The organism is Clostridium thermarum (genome assembly GCF_006351925.1).
Taxonomy (GTDB): domain Bacteria; phylum Bacillota; class Clostridia; order Clostridiales; family Clostridiaceae; genus Clostridium_AU; species Clostridium_AU thermarum.
The window spans coordinates 3,758,395-3,770,456 of sequence record NZ_CP040924.1 but is presented as its reverse complement, the minus strand read 5'-3'; the positions used below and the strand labels follow the sequence as shown (position 1 = coordinate 3,770,456).

Here is a 12,062-nt window from a genome sequence, read left to right as displayed (position 1 = left end):
ATTTATTGGACTATATATTTTTATAGCACTAATTTACAGACTATATTTTGTAAAAATTAATACCATAAGTTAAAAATTTAAGTGTTGATAGTGTATAGAATTAAATGATATTTACAATTTTACTATTAATTTTAATTATGTTATAATATGTGTTGAATTTTATTAAGAAATAGCCATACAATGAATAAAAGGATATCATTATTAATCTGTAAGCACAGAATGACAAAACACTACAACATTCCAGAAGATAAAAAGACTCCAAAGCTTATCCTTTTGTGAAAAGGATCTTTAAGTAAACTAAAAGGCGTGATGAACTATGAAAAATAATCCGATTATTTGGGCTGATTATCCGGATCCTGATATTATACGAGTGGAGGATACTTACTATATGATCAGTACTACCATGCATTTTATGCCTGGCTGTGTAATACTGCGTTCTTTTGATCTCATCCATTGGGAAGTAGCCACGCATGTATATGATATTCTTGACGGAACACCAGAGCAAAGGCTGGAAGGTGAAAAACATATATATGGGAAGGGTATGTGGGCGGCATCACTGCGCTATCATGAGGGCAAGTTCTATGTGTGCTTTGTAGCAAATGATACCCATAAGACCTATCTATATACAGCAACTGACATTAACGGTCCTTGGAGAAAGCAGTATATAGAGGGCTTCTATCATGATAGTTCTCTTCTCTTTGATGATGACGGAAGAATTTATATAATATATGGGAATAATGAGATCTACCTTACGGAATTAAAGAAAGATTTTTCCGGGCCAAAACCCGGAGGTCTGCATCGATTAATAGTAAAAGAGAAGCAGGAGTTTTACCTAGGCTATGAAGGGGCTCATTTATATAAAATTAACGGGAAATATTATGCTTTTTTTATTCACATTACAAAGGCTTCGGGTGGACGAAGGACACAGGCTTGCTTTGTAGCAGATTCGCTGGAAGGTGAGTTTGTTGGCGGAGATGTGTTTAACGATGATATGGGCTATCATAATTCAGGAGTTGCACAAGGAGGAATCGTGAATACACCGAATGGGAAATGGTATGCAGTTTTATTCCAGGACCATGGTGCTGTAGGCCGTATTCCAGTTATTGTACCGCTACATTTTGAAAATGATTTTCCGGTGTTTCAAAAAAGAGCACCACATTTTATTGAGATTACTAGCACAAGACCAGGGTATAAATATAAGTCATTGGTTGGAGATGATGATTTTATATATGAGTTGGATGAAAGTGGACAAGTACACCTAAAGGATTTTTGGCAGTGGAATCATACACCTGATCCTAGATTATGGTCCGTCACTGAAAAGCCTGGAACATACAGAATTAAATCCGGTAAACTAAGTACAAATGTAGTTTATGCTGTAAACACTTTGACTCAACGTGCAATGGGACCAGCAAGTGAAGCAATTGTAACTTTAGATGGAAAGGGTCTTAGAAATGGTGACTATGCCGGTTTATGTTTTTTAATCAGTACTTATGCTTTAATTGCACTTACCAAAGAAAATGATCAATATTATCTAGTAATGTTAGCAAGAGATGCCTATGATAAAAACATGTTTGGAAAAAATGAGATAGATACAAAAGCCGGAAAGGAATATGCAAGAATTCCCGTAGAAGGAAGCCGTATTACCTTGAAGGCATATGGTAATTTTGTAGACAATGCAGACGAATGTGAGTTTTATTATTTGAATGGTAGCCAATGGAGTAAGCTTGGTGTCACATATAAGATGGTATATAAGTTAGATATGTTTGTGGGATGCCGTTTTGGTTTATTCCTGTTCTCTACAAAGGAAATCGGAGGAACCGCCGAGTTTTCAAGGTTTAGATATAATATTTTAGAGTAAAATTTATAAACCAATCTAACATTAACCAAATTAAACTTAATATGTATTCTTACAATTTCTAGAATATCTTTCGTTAGGAGGGATTCCTATAAAGTGGATAAAATCTAGTAAGTTTTTAAACAATTTTTCAATAACACAAAAGATGATGCTCGTATTTGTGGGTTGTGTTATCATGCCTTTATTTATTCAAAATACTTTTTATTACAGTGATGCAGAGAAAAATATTCAGAATGAAATGCTGCAGCGATTAACTCAAAACTTAAGTGAAAAAGCAGGTAAGGTTGAAGGGTGTATTTCGGGAACTATAACACTTTCTGTCCGCTATAACGCTAATGAAGAGTTATACAAATTCTTAGATACAAGCTACACTAATAGTCTCAATTATATTAATAGGTACCAAAATCATGTAAAGAATTTATTGTTTTCTGATTTACCCTATAACCCCCAAGTTAGTCAATTGATAATTTATTCAGATAACCCAACACTGCTTAACGGAGCTATCGTAAGAAAATTGGAATCAGCCCACTTCGATACTTTCGAAGAGAAATTACTTGATTACAGATTGGATCCATTAAATTCATCACCTAACGGTCTCAAAATGAGAATAGCTTTAACTCCGTTAAAATTAATAAGTTCCAACAATAGAAGTTTGAGCATAATCAGACCACTTAAGAATTATCCCACATATTCAAAATATGAGAAGTGTATTCGAATTGATATCAATTTATCATATATTTCCTCAATGCTCAGGGATAGCGATTTATTTGATAACATGGTTTTGGTAGACAAAGATAACAGAATTATTGCCTCTGCAAATACTTACAGTGAATTTGGGGCTTTCGATATATTTTCAGATAAGGATTTAGAGAAGGGAATTGTTGTTTTAAAGCAGCCTCTCAGAGATTTGCCGCTCTCATTGTATGGTTTCTACGATAGTAATATCATTTCAAAGGAATTTACTAAAATGAGATGGAAAACTACTTTAATAGGATTCGGAAGTATGTTGTTGGCCTTCTTTTGCATAATGATAGTGGCAAGTAATATTACCAAGAGAATTAAACTTTTAGTTAGATTGTCAAAGAATATAGCCTTGGGTAATTTTGCTAAGATAAGTGAGGATAATATAGGCAGAGATGAGATAGGTGTCCTTGCAGAAAGTATAAATAAGATGAGTGAACAGCTTCAGATTTTGATTGATGAAAAATATACTGCCCGTATCAATAAAGCACATTTAGAGCGAGAAAATGCGCAAGCGAAACTATTGGCTTTACAAAGTCAAGTTAATCCACATTTTATGTTTAATACTCTGGAATGTATACGACTAAAAGCAATTGTAAAAGAGGAGACTGAAACTGCAAGAATAATAAAATATGTATCAAAGATGTTTAGGCGTTTAATCAATTGGGACGAAGATATTATACTTTTAAGTGAGGACATAAAATTCTTGGAAGAATTTTTGTATATACAGAAATACAGGTTTGAAGACGAATTTGAGTATAGTATTATAGTTGATGAGGCAGCTGAAAACTGTATGTTACCAAAGCTCATTATTCAACCATTAGTAGAAAATGCATGTGTTCATGGGGTGCAGGCCATTTCTTACAATAGGAATGTTGAGATTTGTATAAAGATAATGGACGAACAGATGTTTATTTCTGTTACAGATAATGGTATAGGCATAGATGAGGCTAATCTGTTGAAACTAAAAAACATGCTTAAGGGAGGCGAGAAGCTTACTCATAGCGTAGGAATTTATAACGTGTATCAGCGCCTATGTTTGTACTACGGTAAGGATTTTACTATGGATGTTCAGAGCCAGGAGGGGAAGGGAACAAAAATAAGTATATCCATTCCTGTCCGCCACTCAAAGGAGGAGTTTTAATGTATTCAATTTTACTGGTTGATGATGAAAAAGCTATAAGAGAATATCTACCTAAGGCTATACCATTTGAGGAATACGGCTTTAAGGTAAAGGATACTGCAGTGAATGGACAAGACGCTTTAGATAAACTTCCTCTTGTGAAACCCGATTTAATCCTGTTGGATGTTCAAATGCCAATTATGGATGGGCTCCAATTCTTAAGCCAGCTTAAACAAGGGGATTATTCTCAAACAATGGTAGTTATGCTATCAAGTTATAGTGAATTTTCTTACGCAAAACAGGCTATGAAATATGGGGCGCAAGCTTACTTGAACAAGCCAATTGATGAAGATGAAATTATCCCTTTACTTAAAGAAATTCACAATAAGCTGGATGAATACAATAATAAAATGCGGCTAAGGTTGATACGTGAGCAGGTTAATAAGCTTCGCAATTTATATAATGGTGAAGCAATAGACAGAAAAATCTTCTGTGATTATACACTTATGACCTGTGTTCTTTTACCATGCTCTCAAGATTTGGAGGATAAAAAACCTCACGTTATAATGAAAGAGTGCCTTTCCACCATATTAGATGCGTCAGAAGACCATCTGTTTCATACCAATGGCAGCCAATATAGCTTTCTACTGCCTAATAAAATACTTGCCCCCTTTAATAATAATAAAAGGTCTTTTGGAAATTATCTTTTGGATATGTTTAAGAAGAAAAAAATAAACTGTTCCATATTTTTTGATTCTTATATTTTTAATAACATTGAGAATTCTTTTAAAGAGGATTTTTCAAATCATATGAATAGGATGCTGACTGAGCTTTTTTTCTCACAAATGGAATATATGGAATATAAACCAGACTTGAGAAGAACTTGTGAAAAATTATGTTTTGGATGCAAGCAGCTGGAAGAGATAAAACAGTACTTTTTATCTCATAATAAAGCTGAGTTAATAAAATCTGTTGAGAAACTGATGGGAGAAATTGAAAAAGCTCATTTAGAAATTCAGGAGATACGAGAAATAACTTATAGAATTTATTATATCCTTCTTGATGCTTTAGAAGTAACCTATGTTGAAAATGGAAATGAAGCAATTCTCACTCGTCCTGAATGGTTTGATTATCCTCATTTTATTTCATTTATGAAGTGGAAAGAAATGATTCTTGATTTAGTTCATGATGGTATAAATTTTGTAGAACACAGATGTAAAATGGTTAATATGGGTATTAGCCGGGAGGTTATAGAGTATGTACATCAGCACTATATGGAACAAATCAATTTGAAAGAAATTGCAGATAAGTTTTTTGTGAATGCTACCTATTTGGGAAGAGCTTTTCAAAAGGCTACCGGTGTGAATTTTAAACAATATGTTAACAGCATTAGAATAGCAGAGGCAAAAAATCTTCTGCTTCATACGGATAAGAGGATTTATGAGATAGCGGAAGCCGTTGGTTATTCCGAAAGTAAGTACTTTGTTGTTAAGTTTACACAAGAAATTGGTATAAGTCCTACAGAATACAGAAAAAATTCAGGACTTAGGTAGAAAGTCATTTTGTAAATCCAGTATGTAAAGGTTTTAAAATTGGAGTTTCAGGTATTTTTTTTGGAATGACTAACAATATGCCCCATGTTAAAATTAATTCATAAATAAGGAAAGGGGATTTTCAAGATGAAAAAGTTTACAAAACTAATTGCTTCTGTAATCGTTGCATCTATGGCGGTTTCTTTTACTGCATGTAAAAGTTCAGACAAAAAGACCGAAGACACTGGGAAAAGTGGTACTGAAACTACTGTCGGTGAGGGTAAAATAGAAAGAGATCCAGAGACAGGTTTGCCAATGCTGGCTAGCCGTAACAATCCTATTACTTTTAAAGTTTTTATCCGTGACCCCAATACTGCTCCTTCAAAGGACAACCCCGTTCTAAAGAAAATTACTGAGCTTACAGGAGTTACTATTGAGTATGAATTCCTTGTAGGAGATTTAGCTCAAAAGGTAGGAGTAATGATTGCGGGCGAAGACTATCCAGATGCTATTTTTGCTGAAAATCAAAAGTTTATTGATGCCGGTGCATTTATTCCGCTAGAGGACAAATTGAAGAATTATCCAAACCTTTACGCTCATTATGCTCCATCTTTGGAATATAATACTGCTAAAGATGGACATGTATACATTCTTGAACTTTATGGTGTAAGACAAAAGGCTGCTCCAATGTTTAACAATGGAGGTGCAGGTTTCTATATTCAAAAGGCTGTTATTGAAGAAGGCGGCTATAAAGTTCCAAGAACACTTGAAGAATACTTCCAGCTTATTGAGGATTATAAAGCCAAGCATCCAACAATAGATGGTGCAAAGACTATTGGATTTGAAATACTGTCTGATGGCTGGAGAGATTTCTGCTTACGTAATGCTCCACAGCATTTATTAGGTGATGGTAACAATGGTGATGCCACAGTAGATTACAAGACAGATACTGCATATTTCTATCAGACAACAGAGACTGCTAAAAACTACTATAAAAAGCTGAATGAAGAATTCCACAAGGGTATTATAGAAGGTGAAACTTTTACTCAAAGTTATGACCAATATATATCAAGAATATCCTCAGGTGCTGTACTTGGTATGTTTGACCAGTATTGGGACTTCCTCAGCGCTGAAAATGTACTAAAAGCAGATGGAAAATACAATCGTACTTATGTTGCTGTTCCAATTACAAACCCTGGTGTACAGGATGGCTATCTAGATGCACCAAATGGATCAATCACCGGAAACAACGGTATTGGAATTACAAAGAAATGTAAAGATCCTGACCGTCTACTTGAATTCTATGACTGGATATTGAACAAAGAAGTTCAGGATTACTTACAGTGGGGTGTAGAAGGCAAGGACTGGGTAAAAGTTGGAGATAATGATAAAGCTCTTACACAAGAACGCCGTGACATAAACAACGATACTGCAAAGAAACGTGATTTAACAGGTGATTATCTTTGGAATTATTCTCCAAAGAAGCAAGGTCTTTATGAAGATGGAAGTCCATGTGGACCTGGAGACTCTGTAGCAGAATACATGGCAGCTCAGCAGGATTATGATAAGAACTTCCTAAAAGCTTTAAATATTGAATACCCAGCACAGTTATTATCTGAGCCTGTTAACAGACCTAAGTACTATCCGATATGGTCAATGGCTATTGAAGACGGAAGTGCAGCTAAAGTAGCTAATACTGCATTAAATGATGTTACCAGAAAGTATTATCCACAATTGATTATGGTGGACCCAAGTAAGTTTGACAGCTTGTGGGATGAATTTGTAGATGCTTTCAATGCAAGCAATCCTCAACCTTATTTAGATGAAGTAAACAAGATAATTAAGGAAAAGTTAGGAAAATAAGTGCTTGATATACAATTTAATGGTGGAGGCGGAGGAAAATCCTCTCTCCACCATTTATTATAGCAATAGTTAAATGTAAATATTTATTTCTTCAATCACTGGGAAACAATATTCTAAACATGGGAGAGATGGAGATGAGTGAAAAGAATCTTGCAGTACAAGAAAAAACCACAAAACTATTGAAGCGGGAAAGTAGGCTGAAAAAATTTAAGGCACAAAAAGAGCTCTTAATTATGATCATCCCGTGTATGATTATTACTTTTATATTTAGTTATTGGCCACTGTCAGGCTGGATTATGGCCTTTCAGAATTTCAAGCCTAGCAAGGGATACTTTGGATCAAAATTTGTTGGGCTAGAACAGTTTAGTTTTTTATTTAAGGCACCGGAATTTTGGAATGCCTTTAGAAATACAGTTGCTATGTCTGCTTTAAACTTAATATTTGGGTTTATTTTTTCTATAGGATTTGCATTATTACTGAATGAAGTCCGAAGAATGGGCTTCAAGCGTGTAACACAGACAATATCGTACTTACCTCATTTTTTGAGTTGGGTTATAGTATGTTCAATTATTGCAAATGTTTTGTCCACCTCAGATGGAACATTAAACAATTTATTGATGGCTTTAGGTATAATTGATAAGCCAATTTTGTGGCTTGGGACACCTAAGTATTTCTGGTGGATTAATACATTCTCTAACGTTTGGAAAGAAATGGGATGGAACTCCATTATTTATATAGCTGCCATGTCATCTATTGACCCGGAACTTTATGAATCCTGTGAAATAGATGGAGGAAACCGTTTTAGAAAAATGTGGCATATCACCCTTCCTGGAATTAGGAACACCATTATAGTACTCCTGGTTATGAATATTGGATGGTTATTGAACTCAGGTTTTGAAGTACCGTATTTATTGGGTAACAGAGGTCTTGTGCTTGATGTTTCCCAAACCATTGATATATATGTGCTGAAATACGGTATTAATCTCGGAAATTATTCACTTGCAACAGCAGCTGGTATTTTTAAATCAGTAATATCAATTGGCCTTGTAGCGGGTGCAAATTATTTATCGGGAAAAATTGATGACGAGGCAATACTGTAAAGGAGGGAACAAGATGGCCAGAAAAAAGACTGGAAGAAGAAGTATAGAACCAATAATATTTAACACCATTAACACACTAATTATGTTAACAATAATTGTAGTAATGTTATATCCATTTTGGAATACCATTGCGGTATCATTCAACAATGCACAGGATACATTAAGAGGTGGCATAACCTTATGGCCCAGAGTTTTTTCAACTTATAATTATGAAACTGTATTTAAAAACCAACTATTGGTAATTGGCGCTATGAATTCTGTATTGCGTACAGCAATATCAACAATACTGGGTGTATTTATTTCGGCACTTGTAGGATATGTACTTTCCAGACCTGAATTTGTGCTGCGTAAGTTTGCAACTCGTTATTTTGTACTGACAATGTATGTATCTGCGGGTTTGATTCCTAATTATTTCCTCATTAAGGATTTACACTTGACTAATAATTTCCTGGTTTACATTTTACCTGGAATGGTTAGCGTTTTTAATATTATTGTTGTGAAGTCATTTATACAATCCCTGCCATCAAGTTTAGTTGAAGCAGGATTTATCGATGGTGCCGGTCACTTCAGATGTTTTTTCCAAATAATACTTCCGTGCTGTAAGCCCGTTCTTGCAACTGTGGCTTTATGGTGTGCTGTAGGTGCCTGGAACACTTGGTTTGATACATTTATATACTGTTCCAGTAATAATAATCTGACAACACTTCAGTATGAGATGATGAAGATGCTGTCTTCTGCAATGAATGCAGCCAGCCAAAGATCCCAACAAGCAATATTTGGTCAAGGAACTACCACTGTTGTTAACACTGTTACGCCTGCCTCAATGCAAGCAGCTGTAACCGTTGTTGCCTCCCTTCCTATTATAATGGTATATCCATTTTTACAGAAGTATTTTGTTAAGGGAGTTACCATAGGTGCAGTAAAGGGTTAACAATGAAATTAACAATTGTCAATTATACAGTATCAATTAAAATTAAGGTTTTTGAATTGGATATCTATAGAAATGAGGGAAATTATGCAAAAGGGTGCGTTTTATACTGGGGAATATACCAATCTCTTTGCTGAGATTGGTATTCCTCAGGAAAAGATAGATGAAAAAATAAAAAATACCTTTAATACTATGTTTTTTGACCCTGAAGAGAGAATTTATTTTGAAATGGGCGAAGATATGGGATATATGCTTGATACAGGAAATAACGATGCCCGTACGGAAGGTATGAGTTATGGAATGATGATGGCGGTACAAATGGATAGAAAAGATATCTTTGATAGACTATGGTTATTTTCTAAAACATATATGTATCAAAAGGAAGGCAAATACAAGGGCTATTTTGCTTGGTCCGTCAAACCCGATGGGACCAAAAATGCCGAAGGGCCTGCACCGGATGGTGAGGAATATTTTGCTATGGCTCTTTTCTTTGCCCACAAGAGGTGGGGAGATGGACCGAAACCCTTTGATTATAGTATACAAGCTAGAGATATATTGAGGCATTGTATCCACCAACATGAGCTAGTTGAAGGTGGACAACCAATGTGGGACAATTCAAATTACTATATAAAATTTGTACCGGAAACACCGTTTTCGGATCCTTCCTATCATTTACCACACTTTTATGAGCTCTTTGCCATAATGGCAGATGAAGAGGATAGGGCGTTTTGGAAAAAAGCCGCTGAGGAAAGCCGTAAGTATCTATATCTTTCCTGTGATAAGACTACAGGTATGGCTCCTGAATATGCGGAATTTGATGGAAGGCCAAAATTATTATTTGGTAAGGAATTTGAGTTTTACTCTGATGCATACCGTGTTGCCATGAATATAGGATTGGATGCTTCATGGTTCAATAAAGATGAATCTTTGGGGGAAATAGTTGATAAGCTTCAGGCTTTCTTTAGTGAAAATACCCAATTAGGAGAATATCACGCCTACACTATCAAGGGGGAAGCCTTTGATGAAGAGGCAATGCATCCAACTGCAATAATAGCTACAAATGCTGCAGGGTCACTGGCTGCAAAAGGAAAATACAGACTACAGTGGGTGAAGGATTTCTGGGAACTTCCATTACGAAAAGGAGTACGAAGATACTATGATAACTGCTTGTACTTCTTTAGCCTCCTGATGTTAGCTGGACAATATAGAATTTATTAATTCATTGGGAATAATTTAATAAATTTAAAATGCGGACGCAAATCCATTGGGGCGCGGATTAGATGATATAGAGAATCAGGAAATTGTAAATTGTTTTCTTGATATCTCTTAAAAGAGGATACCGGATATGAGAAGGTCCGGTATCCTCTTATTCTTAATAATGAGAGGAGGATATCAATATGTTGAGAATAGTAAAAGTTGAAAATGGTGTAATTCAGGGATTGCCAGCAGCTGATCCACGTATAACAAGTTTTAAAGGTATTCCATTTGCAGCACCGCCTGTAGGTGAAAACCGCTGGCGTGCTCCACTACCAGCAAAGAATTGGGATGGTGTACTAAAAGCCTTTGAGTTCGCTCCCATATCTATGCAGGCACCTACGGTTATAGATGTAAATAATATATACACAAGAGAATGGGCTGTAGATCCGGATATTCCTATGGATGAGGATTGTCTGTATTTAAACGTATGGACACCGGCATTCAGTGCCCATGAGAAACTTCCGGTTTTTGTATGGTTCTTCGGAGGAGGACTTCAGGTTGGACATACAGCTGAAATGGAGTTTGATGGAGAGCGAATAGCCCGTAGAGGCATAGTGGTGGTAACTGTCAACTACCGCCTAAATGTTTTCGGATTTTTATGTCATCCTGAAATCACAGCTGAAGCTCCTGAGGCTCCTGCAAATTTCGGTCACTTGGACCAGCAGTTTGGTGTACAATGGGTTAAACGCAATATTGCTGCTTTTGGTGGGGACCCTGATAATATTACAATAGGAGGACAGTCTGCTGGTGGAGGAAGTGTTCTAAGCCAACTTACCTCACCACAAAATGAAGGACTTTTTCAAAGAGCTATTATTGAGAGCGGCATGTTTAATTCTCCTTACCCAAATAATTTTTTCCCAAGAGGTGGACGCTGCCTTCAAAATGAGGAAAAGGAAGGAGTAAAATTCTTTGAGTTTCTTGGAGTTTCATCCCTAGATGAAGCTAGAAAGCTGGATGCATTTTATATCCGTGATAAGGCTCTGGAGTATAACAGATTCTGGGGAACGGTGGTTGATAATAAATTCAGCATAGGTGACGCCTATGATCTTTTCATAAAAAACAAGCGTTGGAGGGTACCGGTGCTATTGGGACATACCTCCTCTGAGTTTTTTAGTATACCTAAGGTAAAGACTTTTGAGGAGTTCAGAGATTTAGCTGTACAATTGTTCGGAGACCATGCGGATGAGTATCTTGCACTTTGCAAGGCGGATTCAGCTAGCCTCGATGAAGTATTAAATAGAGCCTCAGTGAGTGGACTTGAATACGCTATCCGTGTTGCTGCAAAGGCCAATGCCGATACAGGGTCAAACACACCACTGTATTACTATAATTTTGATGCTGAAATACCAGGATGGGACAACCCAGGAACCTTCCACTCAGTAGATTTATGGTTCTTTTTTGAGACACTGGCCAAGTGCTGGAGACCTTTTGTGGGCAAACATTATGACCTTGCCCGTCAAATGTGCAATTACTGGGCAAACTTTATACGGTCTGGAGATCCAAACGGAAAGGACTCCACAGGAGAGGATATGCCACAGTGGTATCCCTACACTCCAGAGGAACCATATGGAATGTTGTTCGGACATAAGGCCGAGTTTGTAAGGGAAGAACCCAGCGATATAATGAAGTTTCTTATTAACGAGTATTTCAAGAAAAAATAAAC

At 36.2% G+C, this 12,062-nt stretch carries 8 protein-coding genes; all 8 read left to right on the top strand.

Annotated features, from left to right (window positions below):
- The first annotated feature begins 316 nt into the window (after positions 1–316).
- The 8 genes from FHY60_RS17435 (at position 317) to FHY60_RS17400 (ending at position 12,060) form a co-directional block, all read left to right on the top strand.
- Entirely contained in the window at positions 317–1,858 is a 1,542-nt protein-coding gene (locus FHY60_RS17435; RefSeq protein WP_139906208.1) for a glycoside hydrolase family 43 protein, read from the top strand.
- Positions 1,859–2,030: 172 nt separating this feature from the next.
- Positions 2,031–3,740 (top strand): sensor histidine kinase, encoded by a 1,710-nt coding sequence (locus FHY60_RS17430; RefSeq protein WP_163215947.1) that lies wholly within the window; start codon positions 2,031–2,033, stop codon positions 3,738–3,740.
- Positions 3,740–5,272 (top strand): response regulator transcription factor, encoded by a 1,533-nt coding sequence (locus tag FHY60_RS17425; RefSeq protein WP_139906206.1) that lies wholly within the window; start codon positions 3,740–3,742, stop codon positions 5,270–5,272. The genes FHY60_RS17430 and FHY60_RS17425 overlap by 1 nt, the downstream gene beginning before the upstream one ends.
- 126 nt (positions 5,273–5,398) lie before the next feature.
- The gene (locus tag FHY60_RS17420; RefSeq protein ID WP_139906205.1) at positions 5,399–7,114 is read left to right on the top strand and encodes an extracellular solute-binding protein; all 1,716 of its coding nucleotides are present in this window, start codon (positions 5,399–5,401) and stop codon (positions 7,112–7,114) included.
- A gap of 128 nt (positions 7,115–7,242) precedes the next feature.
- Positions 7,243–8,214: an ABC transporter permease gene (locus tag FHY60_RS17415; protein WP_139906204.1), complete on the top strand. Its 972-nt coding sequence runs from the start codon at positions 7,243–7,245 to the stop codon at positions 8,212–8,214.
- Between the two features lie 13 nt (positions 8,215–8,227).
- Positions 8,228–9,145 carry a carbohydrate ABC transporter permease gene (locus FHY60_RS17410; protein ID WP_139906203.1) on the top strand — a complete coding sequence of 306 codons (918 nt, stop codon included), beginning with the start codon at positions 8,228–8,230 and terminating at the stop codon, positions 9,143–9,145.
- An 84-nt stretch (positions 9,146–9,229) separates the two neighbouring features.
- Complete coding sequence (locus tag FHY60_RS17405; RefSeq protein ID WP_139906202.1) at positions 9,230–10,360, top strand: family 8 glycosyl hydrolase; 1,131 nt, start codon at positions 9,230–9,232, stop codon at positions 10,358–10,360.
- Positions 10,361–10,539: 179 nt separating this feature from the next.
- Complete coding sequence (locus tag FHY60_RS17400) at positions 10,540–12,060, top strand: carboxylesterase/lipase family protein (RefSeq protein ID WP_139906201.1); 1,521 nt, start codon at positions 10,540–10,542, stop codon at positions 12,058–12,060.
- The last annotated feature ends 2 nt before the right edge of the window (positions 12,061–12,062 follow it).